The organism is Silvimonas amylolytica, from assembly GCF_014645555.1.
GTDB lineage: Bacteria > Pseudomonadota > Gammaproteobacteria > Burkholderiales > Chitinibacteraceae > Silvimonas > Silvimonas amylolytica.
In genome coordinates, this window is record NZ_BMLY01000001.1 from 708,145 (window position 1) to 723,992 (window position 15,848).

Below are 15,848 nucleotides of genomic sequence, written 5' to 3' on the forward strand. Positions count from 1 at the left end.
AAGCCCGGACACTATGCCGGGCTTTTTGATGTCCTTTCATTCGTGCCTGCCCGGTCAGACATTCACATCAACCACATAACGCCCTTGATGCTTGCCGGCCAGAATAGTCGCCGCCGCATGCTGGCAGTCTGTCAGACCAATCTTTGTCGTCACAAGGTCCAGCGTAGAGACATCCACGTCTGCCGCCAGCCTCGCCCACGCGGCGAGGCGCTTCGCCTTCGGCGCCATGACGCTATCGACCCCATACAACGCCACACCGCGCAAAATAAATGGCGCAACGGTGGATGGAAAATCCATGCCTTGCGCCAACCCACATGCAGCAACCGCCCCACCATAACGGACTTGTGCGCAGGCGTTAGCCAGCGTATGGCTACCCGCTGAATCAATCACGCCTGCCCAGATTTCTTTTTGCAGTGGCTTACCAGTTGCGGCAAATGCCTGACGGTCCAGCACATCGCTCGCGCCTAAATGTTTTAGATAATCCGCAGCTTCCGGCTTGCCGGTCAGCGCAGTCACCTGATACCCGGCCCGCGCCAGCAAGGACACCGCAAACGAACCCACGCCGCCCGTTGCACCCGTCACCAGAACCGGGCCATCAGCCGGCCGGAGACCATGCTGCTCCAGCGCCAGCACACACAGCGCTGCGGTATACCCCGCCGTCCCAATCGACATCGCCTGTTCCGAACTAAAAACAGCGGGCAATGGAATCAACCAGTCACCATTCAGTCGCGCCTTTTGCGACAGGCACCCCCAGTGTTTTTCACCAACGCCCCAACCATTGAGCACAACCCGATCACCCAGCTTGAAATCCGGATGAGCCGACGCCGTCACCACACCTGCACCATCCACACCGGGCACCATAGGCCACTGCCTGACAATCGGACTGGCATTGGCAATCGCCAGCGCGTCCTTGTAATTAAGCGTAGAAAATTCGACATCAAGCTCGACATCCCCTGCCGGCAACGTCAAAGGATCCAGTTCTGTCACCTTTGCGGAAAAAACCTCAGCCTCTTTACTCAACAACAGCGCTTTAAACATGCATCCTCCGGTTTTGCCGTATTGGCCCATATCAACGGTTGCACCACAGTAAGCGCCGTCGAATACCAGCCGCGTGGCAAGCAGTTTGCGCGCCCGCCCTGTTTAGCTCAATGTCATTTATGCGTGACCCGGCCACACGCTTGACCCGCATCAACATCACAAACCCGGCCCGCAACGGATCACATCATGAATCTTTACCTGCGTCTGCTCTGGCTGATGCTGTTCGGCCGCCACCGCAGCCCCTGCAACACCCTTGGCCCCTGCCGCACTCCATTTCGGGTCTACCCCAACGATCTGGACGTATTCCGCCATGTGAACAACGGTCGGTATTTCACCATGCTGGATCTGGCGCGTGTCGACCTGATGCAACGTTCCGGCCTTGCCGACAAAGTCGCGGCCGCTGGCTGGTTCCCCGTCGTCGCCATGGAAACCATGCACTTCAGAAAGGCCCTCAAACTGTGGCAACGCTTTGAAGTGCAAACTACCGTCGTTGGCTGGGATGAAAAATCCATTTATCTGGAACACCGCATTGAGCGCAACGGCGAAACCATGGGCATCGCCTACATCCGCGCCCGCTTTTTACGCAAAACAGGTGGTTCGGTCACCACGCAAGAACTGATGGCGCTGGGCGGCATCCCTCACGACAGCCCACCCCTGCCCGACTGGCTGTCCAACTGGGGCAATGCACTCACTGAAGTGGCGTAACCCAAAAACAGGGCTGACCTGAACGGACGTTCCAGGTTATACTGACCCTTCTTCATCTGGGGCCGCCATGGTTTCGACGGGGGTTACAAAGCGGATGGGGGCATGCCGGGATCTCAGTTCCCCGTAAAACACTGAACCAAGATAGTCGCAAACGACGAAACTTACGCTCTGGCTGCTTAATTGCGCCGGACTCTGCACTGCTTCTCCCCTCGGGTAGACCGGGCAACCGGTAGCAGAGTCATTTAGAGGGGATCGCGCTGCATCGGGTCACTTGATGTAGTGTCAAACTAAGGTGACTCGCCCGAGACAAGCCCGCCCGCCGGCTCGTTGAAGGTTAAATCCAGTTGGCACGGCTAAGCATGTAGAACTCTTCGTAGAGGACTTCCGGACGCGGGTTCGACTCCCGCCGGCTCCACCAAATAGTCGTTTCATGACACTTCATGAAATATCAAAACCCCTGTAAAGCCCTGCTTTCAGGGGTTTTTTCTTGTCTTGTCACTTCAGACCGTCTCTTGACGACTCAAAGTTATCGGTACACGCTTAAGTACATCAATCACCGATGTACCCTTTTTCTCAAGGCTGTGTACTTATGGCTCGTCCCGTCAAACCACTTACCGATACAGACTGCAAGAACGCCAAGCCCATGGACAAGGAATATCCAAAGTTCGACGGCGGCGGTCTGTATCTGCTGGTGAAGCCGAACGGAAGCAAGCTCTGGCGCTTCAAGTACACCCGCCCCAATGGCAAACCTGGTCATATGTCGTTCGGAGCATACCCAGAAGTAAAGCTGGCGGCAGCCCGCTTGCAACGCGACAACGCACGCAGCCTTCTAGCCCAGGGAACAGACCCGCAGATAGACCGCAATCAAGCCAAAGCGGCGCAGGCAACCACCTTGAGCAACACCTTCGAGGTAGTTGCCCGCCAATGGTTTGATAAGAACATGGGCGGCAAGTCAGAAAGCCACCGGGAACGGACGATTAACCGGCTTGAAACGGATATTTTCCCTTGGCTGGGTAAACGGCCCATTTCCGACATCACGGCTAAGGAACTACTGGCTTGCCTGAGTCGTATCGAAGAGCGCGGCGCGATTGAAACAGCCCACCGCGTTCGCTGGTCATGCAGCAAAGTGTTTCGTTATGCCATTGCTTCTGGCCTGGCAGACAACGACCCCGCCGACATTGTCAAAGAAGCGCTGGCACGCCCCAACCCCCAAGCATTTCCGACCATCACGGACCCCGTGAAAATCGCGGCCCTATTACGTGCCATTGATGGGCTAGAAGCATCGTTAATTGTTCGCTGTGCTACTCGCCTGGCACCACTTGTATTTGTTAGACCTGGCGAACTGCGGCAAGCCGAGTGGAAAGAAATCGACCTGGAAAAAGCAGAGTGGCGCATTCCAGCGGAAAAGATGAAAAGCCGCGCAATCCATGTCGTGCCCCTATCGCACCAGTCTATGGCAATTTTGCAGGAGCTCCACCCGCTGACGGGTAGCGGCAAATATGTGTTTCCAGGCGAACGTAGCCGCGAACGCCCAATGAGCGAAAACACCGTTAATGCTGCGTTGCGCCGGTTGGGGTACAGCAAAGAGGAATTTACCGGGCATAGTTTCCGCAAAATCGCGTCCACACTGCTTAACGAATCGCATGAATTTCACCCCGATGCAATTGAACGCCAGCTTGCCCACGGGGAGCGCGACGAAGTACGTGCTGCGTACAACTATGCAGAGTACCTGCCGGAGCGCATCAGGATGATGCAGTGGTGGGCCAACCATCTCGACGAATTGAAAACCGGGGCAAGAGTTGTTCAGTTTCGTGAAACCGGGTAATTGGACCAGCTTCTGTGGCTGGCCCAGTCTCTCCACGACTTGAGACCGAACGTCTAGTTAACAGTCAACGAGAAAGGGCGCACATGCTATTTGAAAACCCCGATTGGGAAAAATGGGCACTGATACCGAAAGCCAAGCTGGGTGCTGCGGTATGGCTTTCCTTGAATGTGGAACCCTACCCGTACGTTGAGGACATCCTTTTTCCTGGTGCCCTACGGCGGCAATACAAAGAGCGGCTGGCTATCGCAAACGGTAACCTGGCTGCCACTGGCCCTCTTATTCCGATAACGGCCTCAATCACAGAGGGTGAAAGCGAAGTCTCGCTTGCCGCATTCTTTGTCTGGACTCATTCAATGGGCTGGCGACTGCCTGAAGAAGCGCTTGCATTGCAGGCAGGGGTCAGTGCATCTAGCACACCAAATGCGGCCGAGCGTGAAGATTCGCTGGCAAAACAGTATGCACTGCTGTTGAAAAAACTCGCATCGTTGGAAAAAAAGCATGACCTCCTATACAAACAGCTGGGTTTGTTAGCACTTACGCTCTACGAATGTAAAAGCAGTTTTCAGCATGGGGGCAAGGTGAACTGCAAGCAGGTAGGCATCGCCGCACATGAGCTAGCAGTAAAAGTAAAAGACAATCGCAATATTAAGGGCTTAGGGGTTTCAAGCCTCCGGGCGAGCATTCAGGAAGGTATCGACCGCTTGGATTTGTAAAATAAAAGCCAGCTGGAGAAAGTAAAAGCCAGCTGGCTCTTCCCCGAAAAAAAAGCTGCCAAGCTGCATGACATCACACTCCATCTCTCAGGAGCTCATGTCATGACAAGCACCGTTCCCGACCTTGCGGACCTTCCAGCCAATGGATATGTCCGCCAGTCTTACCTTGTCGGTCCTGCTGGCCGTAAAGCCGTCCTTGCGGGCACGCAACAACACATCGCTTCCGGCATCCTGCCTTTCTCATCGGCAACACTCTGGCGCTTAATCAAGGCTCAGAAATTCCCTGCCCCGGTAAAACTGTCTGCGCGCGTAACTGCTTGGCGTGTTGAAGATATTCGCGCCTGGCTGATGGCACAGTCCAAGTAAGGCGCAACGACATGGACAAACTGGAACATCTGCTTGCCGCTTTACCTGATGTCGCAGACGAAGAACCATTTCTTCAGCATCTGGCAACGCTATCCAAGCTGGACTACAGCCGCATTAGAGGCTCGGCAGCAAAGATGCTCGGTGTAAAGTTGTCCATGCTAGATGAAACAGTAGCGGACTACAGAAAACAGTCTGCGACCCCGACCAAGGATGCGCAGGGCCAGACCTATGTCCCGAAAGACGTAGCACCCTGGTCGGACACGGTGGATGGCACTGTCTTACTGGATTCAGTTTTGGCAACACTGCACCGCTATGTCGTCGCAGATGTGGAAACCTTATGGGCCGCAACCCTATGGCTGGTACTGACTTGGCTGGCCGACTACGCAACGGTATTGCCGCTGGCGCTGATTACCGCACCTGAAAAAGGCTGTGGCAAAACGACGCTACTTTCCGTCTTCTTAAAGCTGGCCCGCCGCGCCGTTCCAGCAGCCAACATCACACCTGCCGCACTTTTCTGGGTAGTCGATACCTGCCAGCCGACGTTACTCATAGACGAAGCGGATACCTTCATGAAGGGCCTTCCTGACCTCGTCGGCATTATCAATAGCGGCCACACGCGAGATACGTCATTCATCCTCCGGGTCCTTCGAGTAGACGGCGACAATTTTGGTCTTCGCCACTTTTGTACTTTCGGACCCAAGGCCATCAGCGGAATTGGCGCACATCGTGTCGCAGACAGTTTGACCAGCCGGTCAATTCTGCTTCCATTGCGCCGCAAACTGCCCGATGAACAATGCGAGAACATACGTCATGCCGACACGGCGGGCTTCAACGAACTCAAACGCAAGCTCGCACGCTGGGCGCAGGATAACGGCCCAACATTTGGCACCCTGCATCCCAGCTTTGGACATAATCGTACCAATGACAACTGGGAGCCATTACTTGCAATTGCAGAACTGGCTGGTCCAGCATGGAAGCGGCGGGCTCATCAGGCCGCAATCAAACTCACCGATTCCGCCGAGAACACCGCCAGCATCAATCAACAACTTCTGGCCGACATCCAGTCGATTTTTGTGCATACGAAAGCTGACCGCATCCACACCGTCACGCTGCGCAAGGCGCTGTGCGAAGTGGATGGCCCATGGTCAATCTATAACAGCGGCCAACCTATAACCGCGCACCAATTGGGCACGCACCTTCGTGAATTTGGGATTACATCGAATACGGTGCGGGTTGGGGACTTGACCTTGAAGGGCTATAAGCGCGAACAGTTTGACGACGCGTTCAAGCGGTATTTGCCGGTGGTCCCGCCCTCGCCCGTCACACCGTCACAAACGGCAGCAAACAAGGCTTCCAACACCTTAGTCAACCGTCACACCGAAACCAATGTGACGGAGGAAAAACCGCTGAATACCAGTGACCACGCGGGTTGTGACGTTGTGACGTCAGCACATCCCGGGGACGAAAATAATGACTGGAGCGTCGTCATATGAATGCTGCCCAGTTGATTGACTATGCGTCATCACATGGCCTGATTTTGTCGGTATGGAACGGCAATATCAGAATGACGGGCAATCGCCAGGCCGCCAATGACAAGCTGATTAATGACCTGCGCCAGCATAAATCAGAGGTAATTGACCTTCTGACTTATTCCGCACCCTCGGTCATGGTCCCGTTTGCGTTGTTAAAAGGTGGTGGGGGCCAGATGTTCGACCGCCAAGGCATCGTGTCCGCGATTACCAAACTGATTGAACACTACGGTTCGCGCCTAGACCTGCTTGCGCTGCTTCTGTGGTTGGAGCAGCGAAAAACAACAGTGTGGCCGGCAAGTAGGCCATTGGACCTGAAACAGGACGTGCTGGCGCTGGACGTTGCACTCCAAGCGATTGCAAAAGCCCAGATAAAAATGCGCTAAATGCAGGCCAGTAGCATGACCGCTTTGCTCAGAAAATAGCCTACGAAATAAATACTTTATGGTTGCAACAGTAAGTTAGCTGTACGCGTAGGTCGGTTCTTCAACCAACCCCATGTTACTTGCAAAATTCCAACATCAGATGTCAATGGTCAAGTAGCGCCAACCCGAAGTTGGTAACATTGAGCAGCATAGTCAACCAAACCAACAACGAGAAGAACGATGGCGGATAGCGGCATTCCCTTTCGATTTACCAGGCACGCTCGTATCGGAGAAGCTGGTGCCGAGCAAGACGACGAATTTCTATTCAACAATTTTGAGGATGTAGGTGACTACGAAGAACTTCAAAGCCTCAGAAGCGTAAAGCGCATTGTTTTAGGACGAACAGGCAGCGGCAAAACTGCGCTGCTTCGGTACTTATTACACCGTGAAGACCATGTCATTCCTCTTGAGCCCGAACAACTGTCGCTCGATTATATTGCCAATAATCATGTCATCAGATTTTTTGAAGATTTAGGCGTAAAGCTGGACCTTTTCTATGGACTACTCTGGAAGCATGTTCTTGTTGTTGAATTGCTAAAGCATAAATTCAGCTTAAATACTGAAGAAAAAACCCAAAGCTGGGTCAGTAGTATCAGCGAAAACCTCAGAAAGAAGGACCAAGGCAAACTTCGAGCCTTTCAATACATTAAGGATTGGGGTGATAAGTTCTGGATAGAAACAGAATCCCGCGTCAAAGAACTAACCACGAAGCTTTCGGGAGAACTGGAAGCAAAAGGTGGCGTACCTGTCTTTAGTGCCGGTGCATCAGCTCAGATGAGCGAGGAAAAGAAAATAGAATACGTTGAAAGGGGTCAACGTATTGTTAGTGAAATACAAATCAAAGAATTGGATGATGTTATCAAATTCTTGGATGAAGACGTATTTACAGACCCACAAAAGCCGTACTACATCACAATCGACAAGCTTGATGAAGACTGGGTCGATGAAAGCATTCGCTATAAATTAATCCGTTCTCTAATTGAAACAGTAAAGAAATTTCAGCGCATAAAGAATGTAAAAATAATTATGGCGTTGCGTTTTGACCTGTACGAAAAAGTAATCAAGGAAACGACCGACGCAGGTTTTCAATCGGAAAAATACGATGCTTTGCTGCTTTCACTGCGATGGAACTCCAAGCAAATCGTGTCTTTGCTGGACAAGCGAGTTGGTTCGCTCGTGAAGGAACAGTACACGGCTAGACCTGTATCCTTGATTGACCTTTTCCCAGAGCGTGTAGGGAACGTCAAATTCGTCGAATATTTGATGGCGCGCACGGCACTCCGACCAAGAGATGCAATTGTATTCGTTAATGATTGCATTCAATTATCTGAGGACACCAATCGCGTAACAGCGGGAACGGTAACAGAAGCTGAGAAGAAATATTCTACGGGACGCCGCCGTGCTCTCCTGGATGAATGGAAAAACTTATACCCGTCCCTCGCCACCTGTCTTCCTTTAATTGAAGGCCGAGATATTGAATTTAAATTATCGAGCATCGATAAAGAAAAAATTGAGCTTTTCGCATTAGAAATAACGGAAAATGATGACAATTCTGGCAAGGCCGCAAGCGATTACTACGCAGGCAAGGTTACGGACTACCACATCATCACTGCAAATATCTTCCGAATGTTCTTTGACATAGGGTTAGTAGGATTCAAACTTGAAGGAAGAGGCCAGACAATTTGGCCTTCCAGTGATGTGACGCCTGATGTTAGTTTTATTAAAACAAACACCAAGGCAGTCGTTCACCCCATGTTTTATCAGGCTTTTAACATAAAATTCAAGGATGAAGTGGAATAAACCCGCCTTCTAAATAGCTGAACATTAGCCAAATGGGTGGGGCTTAAGTAGCATTGAAGTGAATGCGGGCTGGCGCTGGTTTACGGGTGTCGAACAAATAAACCACGCACCGAATCTCGAATTAGTGGCGTTACTGAAGGAAATGCGATATGCGCTCGCACATGCCATCCGCCAGCTCGCAACAAGAAATAACCTGCGCAACTCTGCAAGTACCATTGAGCCCCGGGCAAACTGACGAACAAGCACTGGCCGCGCAAGCCCTTTCTGCAATCCTCCCCAGCGCCATAACGGCCCGCTTCTTTGCGGCTCCATCATTTGGCGCGTTGGACATCAACTCATCTGTCCAGACCCTACGTGACGCTTGTCATCGCGCTATGTCGGGCAACCTTTCCGACATGGAAACGATGCTCGCAGCACAAGCTTATGCGCTGAATAACATTTTCGGTGAACTGGCGCGAATGGCACTTGTGAACATCGGGCAGAACTCAAGCGTATTCGACGGGCTGATGCGGCTGGCTTTCAAAGCTCAAGCCCAGTGCCGATGCACTACACTGGCGCTGGCAGAAATCCAGCATCCACGGTCTACGTCTTTCGTGAAACAGACGAACATCGCCCAAGGTCACCAGCAAGTGAACAACTGCCCATACGAATCTGTATCAGGCGAGCCCCCCTCAGAAAATCCAGAAAACCCGACCAAACGAACTATTGGATGATGCACAACGATGCGTAACGGCTGGACATCGGAAAGGCGCGCGAAACAGGCTGTGATGATTTATTCCTGGCAGCCTTGGGCACATGCAACAGGCCCTCGGAGCCCTGAAGGAAAAGCAACGTCTAGCCAGAACGCGCGGCGGGGCAACGTTCGTGGAATGATGCGAGAAGTATCCCGTTTGCTGCACGAACAGCACACTGAGATGAAAAAGATAGTCAGTTCCATGACGACCTAAGCCCCCCAATAACTAACGATTGCCCACTATCCGAAAAGCTATCAGCCGATAAAGCGGCGGATTTAAACTTCGTTGCAAAACGATATGGGTAATTTTTCGCAGACGACAGGTACTCATCCCCCGCCCATGCAGCCCGAAAAAATAGGTACACGAATTAGTACACGAGTGCGCACCAACATCCTAAAAACATAACAAAAAAGCGGGATACAGACGTATTTTCGACTCCCGCCGGCCCACCAGTCACAAAGATTAAAGCCCTGATTTTTCAGGGCTTTTTCTTTTTCTGATCGCGAAAACTCCACACACCCTACGTTTGCGCTTTGCTCCCCGTGGGAGCCGGTGAGACATGGAGGGGGATTTGCAACCCTCATGTACATGAGGTGCTCTCTCGGCCTGGCGCGTCACCCTCTTTGAGCAAATGGTGCAATGCTGGCTCACTGATTCTCAGACGGCGGGCAAAAGCAGCGCTTTCACCCCCATCAAGTCGGCTAAACGACTCCCGCAGCCCTATCCCTAATGCTTGCTCGGCGATTGTGCGATTTCTTCCGATAAGTCGGGTATAGAGCAACCAAACCCATCATCGTCAGCACATAGGTTTCTGGCTCAGGAACCGGGGACACCTCTGTCACCTTCCAGGACGATGGCTCAGCTATTTGGTCCGACACATGAAAGCCACCAGCGCCAAAAAGTGAAAACACATCTACGCCTTGTCCATAGGCGTCATCAGTCGCTTCGTTACCGTAGCTAGTGAAGGCGTAGCCGTGCACCGGCGCAGGGCCGCCCAAGGAATCATCCCAGTCAAATATGAATTGATTGTGATGCCCACTGAAAGAAAGTACGTCGGGGATTAATCCGAAAGAAGGGCCCGCATATGGAAAAATTGGCTCTTTATCTATGAGAACATTGCCGTTATTGTCCTTCACGGAAAGAAATACGTCCGACAGGTTTGTAATCAAATCCCCGTTGGCAGTGCCCAAAAAAGTACCATATACGGTGTAAGCGGTTCCGACAACGCTGCGCGGGCTATCTGCGTTTGGTGCTGGGTCGGCGAATGTATATGAATACTCGTATTTAGCGCTTGCATTAGCTGTTGAAAAAATAAAACCCAAAACAATCCCTAATGCTGCAAGTAGCCTCATGATCATCTCCGGTAATGAATTTAATGATAATAGTGCGCCATGCCAATTTCACTATCGCCGTAAATTACGGCGCAATAGTTTTTGGTTGAAACTACAGGCAATCTGGGCTTCAACAAATCCTATTTTTGTCCGGGTTGTCACCTTTGCACCTCATCTAGATGGAGGACCTACCCATTCCATTCATCGGACGAAAGTATCCGGGTGTTGATTTCACCTGATTAAAATAGTGCCCCATCCCTTCGGGGCACTGATTAACCATGAGCCTAAAGAATTTAAAAACGTACGTCGGTGGGACTAGCCCGCCATGGCCGGCATAGTCGATCCTGAAAGGAACGCCCTGATTTTCTTGCGTCTGGTAATGCACAGAACCAGTAGCCCCAAGCTCATGAATGCATAGGTCTCCGGTTCTGGCACCGGGGATACAGCAGACACGGCGCGCACAGACCATGAGTTGGGTTCAGTGACTTCGTCCACGTAATAATAGGGGGTACCGGAAGTCGAGCCGAAAAGGTTAGCTTGATAAACGTCAACACCGGGACCGTAGGCGTCGCCGGTTACAGAAGCGCCATAAGAACCAAAGTAAAAATATCCGAAAGACAGGTTGGATGTAATATAAAAATTATTGTTGGCTCCGCTGAATGACATGACTGGTTCGGGCCCTGAGAACCACTGTGTTAACGAGGGCGCCATATTGCTTAGTACTAAAACTCCATTTTCTGTTTCGGAGACTGATATGTCAGAAATACCTGTAATCAGGTCCCCATTGGCCGTGCCGAAGAAAGTTCCAAATACTGTGTAGTAATCCGGCGAGTTGCCGTGCCAACTATTTTCATTGGGAGCATTCGGGCCATATGTGTAGGAATACTCAAATTGGGTGCTTGCAAATGTAGGGACGCTTATCAGGCCCGCCATGAGCAAAGCCGCAGTCATAAATGTTTTCATATTCACCTCGCAATATTGGTAAATGGACGACATATATAGAGAGCAAGTATTCAATAACCACAAATGCACGCCAACAGCTCGCTAAACCCCAAAGCAGTACCTGTCATGGTCTCAACACCGGTTTGTCACGAAGCAATGCAGCCGAATCAATTTCGGTGGACTTCCTGGCACCGCGCTATCCCGCAAAAAACTGATGAGAACCCATCGGGCTTAAGCAGCCAAAGACGGAACAAAACCGGATTAGAGCGCCTTGTATTCTGGTCGTTGGCTGCTGTCGCCACCTCATCCATATAAATGACCACTACTAGCCGTTGGTCGGGGTGGGCGCAGTACTAGCAAGACCTGATTTTGAGGGTGGAGATGTGACCACCGGGTGAGACACACGGCGTTTTCACGCCAACGCTGATACGGAAGGTCAAATGAGCCGCCTTTTTCCGATAGCCTGCGACCCAACCAAACATAAATAATGCTTGCTTTGGTCAAATACATTGATAGTCTTCGAAACATGCACGATTGCTGCAGTGCACGCTTCAGTCTTGCAGCTTTCTGTGGCGGAACACATTCCTGCGGCGATTTTGAGGGGATTGCGTATGACTCAAGGTGTAAGTGAAGTCATCGACTCGATTTACGCGTCAGTTGAGGACCCCTCTCGAATCCCTGATTCCGTAGGCAAGATTGCGCTGCTGGGTGGAGGGTATGTTGGGCAGTACATCAAGATGGATGTGCCAAGCCGCCAGGTCATCAGTTCTTCTGTTAGCGACTCGTCGTTCATAGAATCACAGTGGGCCTATTCAAATTACTTTGCAGCGATTGACCCTCGTATCGCCTGGTTTGTGTCAGGCCAAATTGGAGATTGGCGCCCCGACCAATTCCAGTTTGATGAGCAGTTCGTAAAAAGAAGCGAACTGTATAACGAGTTCCTCAAACCTTATGGGGCTAAACGCGTTGCGGTGAATTGCATCCGCCGAAGCGGCAATATTTATGAAGCCATTACAATAGCTCGACTGCATGACGCCGGTGACTATGAAGAAAGCAACCTTCAAGTCTTGGCCAGCCTCTCAAACCATCTAGTCCGTGCAGCTACCCTGCGCGCACGCCTTGCCGAGCTGGAAGAGCAACACCAGGCCGCCGAGGAAACCCTGAAATGTTTACCGTATGGCGCGGTATGGCTAGACGCCAGGCAACGCATTGTCTGGATGAGCCCACCCGTTGCAACCTACCTCGCTCTGTCTGACGGTATTAAAGTGGCAGGGCAACGCCTGCTGGGCACCGATGCTAAATCCTCCGGCCGTTTAGACATCGCGTTAAAAAGAGCAACTAACCCCTACGGGCGTGAGGGGAGCTGGTTTACCATTTCACGGTCAAAACAAAATACGCCGTGGCTTGTTTCGGTCATTCCTTCCACCGAGCCCCCTGAATGCTGCCACGGTCATCGAGGCCCCTACGCCCTTGTCATCCTTCAGGATGGGGCCGGGCCCGATTTACCTCATGCCAGACAATTACAGTTGATGTACGGACTCACCGCCGCTGAATCTCGACTCGCATTGGGTTTATTGCAGAACGCCACCGTGGAAAGCTATGCGGAGCAGCATCAGATAAGTAGTTCGACAGTACGAACGCATCTCAGGCAACTCTTTGCTAAAACCTGGACGCATCGGCAAGCGGAGTTATTGCGCGTGCTCGGCTTACCGCTTGCCATGAGGGCTCCAGAAAGCACTCCCCGCCATTGATTCAGGTCTGTGCCTCCATTTTCCAGGCCTCTCCCGGCTGACAAACGCTAGAGGTTCCTCCTTCAAACAGATGAGGCGCAACCGACCTTGCCGGTAGACAGTTCTTCCTCAGAAAGCTCGTGTTTTGTCGAGCAATTCAAAGGGGGAACCGGGATGTGTTTGATAACACGCTTTGGTCGCCGTTGTGCGGGCGCCATCTCGTTGGTTCTCACGGTCTGGAACATGCCAGCCTTGGCAGTGACGCCCGCAGACAATACCAACATCGTTTTCATTGATCCTTTAGACCGGTATCAGCCAGATAAATGGCTTCATGGCAAGCCAGGCGGACGTCAAGGAGAATATGGATTAGCTCTAACAGGAAAAAGCCCTGGTCCGGGCTTTCATGCGACAGACCACGGCAAGAATTTCTATAGCTCCAGGATATTCCCTCCTGGGCATTACCGTCTTTATTATCGTTATCTTGCCAAAGGCTGCCCCGGCAATAACGTATGCAACGGTGGAATTAATCTGGTAAGTAGCGATTTCGAAAAAATCGACTCAATGAAATGGCCTTATGATTTTCCCGCGAGCAGTGGTTACACGAAGACTCATTTTGATAACCGCATTGAAGGCACCGGGCACTGGCAAAAGGTCAGAGCTAATTTTATGGTCTATGAGCCATTCCGGATTGCAATTGAATATGACCTGCACCCTCAGAACAAAGCTGGCCGCGTGTATTTCAATCACCTTGTAATGCAAACCATTCCATAGCAAATCAGGGCACCGTGAGGAAAGCCCCCCAGCCAACATACTATGGCCTGATTTGCAATCGCCGCGGAATGGCCAGGCCCGCTATTTAGGCCAGGCAAACATTGGCGTAGCGGCAACACCACGAAGGGAGTCAGTCAAGTTGTGGGCTAACTCTGAAGAGACTCCGCGACAAAATCCCCGAAAGCTCTCACTCGAGCCGCGTGCCGTCGTTCAGGCGGGCTGACCAGGTGAATGGGGGACGTGGGTGGGTGCCAGTCGGTCATCAGGCGGACCACCTCACCACTTTGCAACTCTGCACTGATAAGCCAGTCTGGTACGTAGCCAATGCCCATGCCGGAAAGGATGGCAAAGCGCATGACCTCGCTGCTGTTGGTTTGCAAGCTGCCTTGCACGGTGACGGATTGGTTGGTGCCCTGGGGTACCGTTGCGCCCGCTGCAGCGGTAAAACGCCAGAGGTTGCGGGTGGCCAGGCCCGTGTAAATCAGGCAGTTGTGCTCACCCAGATCTGCCGGGCGGGTTGGCATGGCAAGGCCCTGTGGCAATTGCCTGATGTACTCCCGATGCGCGACCAGCAAGCGATGCGACGTGCCAATGCGTCGGGCCACAAGGCCGCTATCTGCCAGTTCACCGATACGGATGGAGACATCAATCCCCTGCTCGACGAGATCGATAAACCCGTCATGCAGTTGCAGGTCGACCTTCACGCCAGGGTTTTTCGCCATAAACGTTTGCACCAATGGCATCAATTTGAGGCGGCCAAAACCTACCGGCGCGGCAATGCGAATCAACCCTTGTATCTGGCCTGTGCCCTGACGCAGCGTTTGTTCAGCCCCTTCAATTTCTAGTACCAGCCGTCGTACTTGCTCGAAATAACGCAGCCCTTCTTCTGTCAGTGAGAGCGAGCGTGTGGTGCGGCTGAAAAGGCGCGCACCGAGGTCACGTTCCAGCGCGGCCACTTGTTTGCTCACCGCACTCTGGGTCATGCCGGCCTCACTGGCTACGGCCGAGAAACTGCCCGCCTCCGCCACGCGCACAAAGGTGTTCATCGCAGCTAGCTTGTCCAATCTGGCACTCCATTTATTCCTTATTGGAATGATTTATACAACCATGGCGTATCTAGTTCAAATCTTTGGAATCAATCAAAGTAGGTCCCGTTGCAAGACCTCACCCAAAGGAGAACAACATGACGACGCAAACCGTTCTGATTACTGGCGCACTGACCGGCATTGGCCGCGCTACCGCCCTGGCATTTGGCAAGCTGGGCCTGAACATTGTTGTGAGTGGCCGGCGGCCGGAAGCCGGCCAGGCGCTGGCGGCAGAATTGCGCGCCCTGGGCGCACAAGCAGAATTCATCAAGGCGGATGTAACGCAAGAAGCAGAAGTGCGTGCGCTGGTTGAAGGCACCGTCGCCCGTTTCGGCCGCCTTGATGTGGCGGTCAACAACGCTGGTGTGGAAGGCCAGAATGGGCCGGTGACTGAGCAGACCGAACAGAACTACCGCGATACGTTTGAAACCAACGTGTTGGGCGCGCTGTTGTCCATCAAACATGAAATGCGCGTGATGCAGCTGCAAGGCGCTGGCGCGATCGTCAATCTGTCGTCGATTGCTGGCCAGGTGGGCATGGCGGGAGCCTCGGTTTATGTAGCCAGCAAGCACGCTGTCGAAGGCCTTACCCGTAGTGCCGCGCTGGAAGGCGCACCGGTTGGTGTACGCGTGAACGCCGTAGCGCCCGGGCCCGTGCAGACAGATATGCTGGACCGTTTTTTGGGGCGCGATGAAGCACTCAAGAATGGCTTTCTGGCCGGCATCCCTGCCCGGCGCGCAGCGACCCCGGAGGAAATCGCCGAAACCATCGTGTGGCTGGCGTCTGACAAAGCACGTTATCTGACGGGCCAGTCTGTGGCTGTAGATGGCGCCTATACCGCCCAGTAGAACTTG

At 52.5% G+C, this 15,848-nt stretch carries 15 protein-coding genes and 1 other RNA gene; 12 read left to right on the plus strand and 4 right to left on the minus strand.

Annotated elements, in window-relative coordinates:
* Window positions 1-54: 54 nt before the first annotated feature.
* Window positions 55-1,038 (minus strand): acrylyl-CoA reductase (NADPH), encoded by a 984-nt coding sequence (gene acuI, locus IEX44_RS03220; RefSeq protein ID WP_188688716.1) that lies wholly within the window; start codon window positions 1,036-1,038, stop codon window positions 55-57.
* 186 nt (window positions 1,039-1,224) lie between these two features.
* Between acuI and IEX44_RS03225 the strand changes: the two genes are divergently transcribed.
* From IEX44_RS03225 to IEX44_RS03265, 9 genes are all read left to right on the plus strand, one after another.
* The gene (locus IEX44_RS03225) at window positions 1,225-1,743 is read left to right on the plus strand and encodes an acyl-CoA thioesterase (protein ID WP_188688719.1); all 519 of its coding nucleotides are present in this window, start codon (window positions 1,225-1,227) and stop codon (window positions 1,741-1,743) included.
* Between the two features lie 58 nt (window positions 1,744-1,801).
* Window positions 1,802-2,161, plus strand: a transfer-messenger RNA (tmRNA) gene (ssrA, locus tag IEX44_RS03230).
* Window positions 2,162-2,332: 171 nt separating this feature from the next.
* Entirely contained in the window at window positions 2,333-3,568 is a 1,236-nt protein-coding gene (locus IEX44_RS03235; protein ID WP_188688722.1) for a tyrosine-type recombinase/integrase, read from the plus strand.
* Between the two features lie 83 nt (window positions 3,569-3,651).
* Window positions 3,652-4,281: a hypothetical protein gene (locus tag IEX44_RS03240; RefSeq protein WP_188688724.1), complete on the plus strand. Its 630-nt coding sequence runs from the start codon at window positions 3,652-3,654 to the stop codon at window positions 4,279-4,281.
* Between the two features lie 102 nt (window positions 4,282-4,383).
* Window positions 4,384-4,647 carry a helix-turn-helix transcriptional regulator gene (locus tag IEX44_RS03245; RefSeq protein WP_188688727.1) on the plus strand — a complete coding sequence of 88 codons (264 nt, stop codon included), beginning with the start codon at window positions 4,384-4,386 and terminating at the stop codon, window positions 4,645-4,647.
* A gap of 11 nt (window positions 4,648-4,658) precedes the next feature.
* Entirely contained in the window at window positions 4,659-6,140 is a 1,482-nt protein-coding gene (locus IEX44_RS03250) for a DUF3631 domain-containing protein (protein ID WP_188688730.1), read from the plus strand.
* Entirely contained in the window at window positions 6,137-6,562 is a 426-nt protein-coding gene (locus tag IEX44_RS03255; RefSeq protein ID WP_188688734.1) for a hypothetical protein, read from the plus strand. The genes IEX44_RS03250 and IEX44_RS03255 overlap by 4 nt, the downstream gene beginning before the upstream one ends.
* 219 nt (window positions 6,563-6,781) lie before the next feature.
* Window positions 6,782-8,401 carry a P-loop ATPase, Sll1717 family gene (locus tag IEX44_RS03260; RefSeq protein ID WP_188688737.1) on the plus strand — a complete coding sequence of 540 codons (1,620 nt, stop codon included), beginning with the start codon at window positions 6,782-6,784 and terminating at the stop codon, window positions 8,399-8,401.
* Window positions 8,402-8,550: 149 nt separating this feature from the next.
* Window positions 8,551-9,114 carry a hypothetical protein gene (locus IEX44_RS03265; protein WP_188688739.1) on the plus strand — a complete coding sequence of 188 codons (564 nt, stop codon included), beginning with the start codon at window positions 8,551-8,553 and terminating at the stop codon, window positions 9,112-9,114.
* 722 nt (window positions 9,115-9,836) lie between these two features.
* Here IEX44_RS03265 and IEX44_RS03270 read toward each other — a convergent pair.
* Window positions 9,837-10,487, minus strand: a complete 651-nt coding sequence (locus tag IEX44_RS03270; protein ID WP_188688742.1) for a hypothetical protein — start codon at window positions 10,485-10,487, stop codon at window positions 9,837-9,839.
* Between the two features lie 294 nt (window positions 10,488-10,781).
* Window positions 10,782-11,435, minus strand: coding sequence for a PEP-CTERM sorting domain-containing protein (locus tag IEX44_RS03275; protein WP_229678716.1), 654 nt, complete (start codon window positions 11,433-11,435; stop codon window positions 10,782-10,784).
* A 584-nt stretch (window positions 11,436-12,019) separates the two neighbouring features.
* On the opposite strand from IEX44_RS03275, the gene IEX44_RS03280 reads away from it, so the two are divergent.
* Both IEX44_RS03280 and IEX44_RS03285 read left to right on the plus strand, forming a co-directional pair.
* Window positions 12,020-13,159 (plus strand): helix-turn-helix transcriptional regulator, encoded by a 1,140-nt coding sequence (locus IEX44_RS03280; RefSeq protein ID WP_188688748.1) that lies wholly within the window; start codon window positions 12,020-12,022, stop codon window positions 13,157-13,159.
* A gap of 222 nt (window positions 13,160-13,381) precedes the next feature.
* Window positions 13,382-13,909 (plus strand): hypothetical protein, encoded by a 528-nt coding sequence (locus IEX44_RS03285; RefSeq protein WP_188688751.1) that lies wholly within the window; start codon window positions 13,382-13,384, stop codon window positions 13,907-13,909.
* A gap of 146 nt (window positions 13,910-14,055) precedes the next feature.
* Here the strand turns inward: IEX44_RS03285 and IEX44_RS03290 are convergent, their stop codons facing one another.
* Entirely contained in the window at window positions 14,056-14,973 is a 918-nt protein-coding gene (locus IEX44_RS03290; protein ID WP_188688754.1) for a LysR family transcriptional regulator, read from the minus strand.
* A gap of 119 nt (window positions 14,974-15,092) precedes the next feature.
* Between IEX44_RS03290 and IEX44_RS03295 the strand changes: the two genes are divergently transcribed.
* Window positions 15,093-15,842 (plus strand): SDR family NAD(P)-dependent oxidoreductase, encoded by a 750-nt coding sequence (locus tag IEX44_RS03295; RefSeq protein ID WP_188688757.1) that lies wholly within the window; start codon window positions 15,093-15,095, stop codon window positions 15,840-15,842.
* Window positions 15,843-15,848 lie beyond the last annotated feature (6 nt).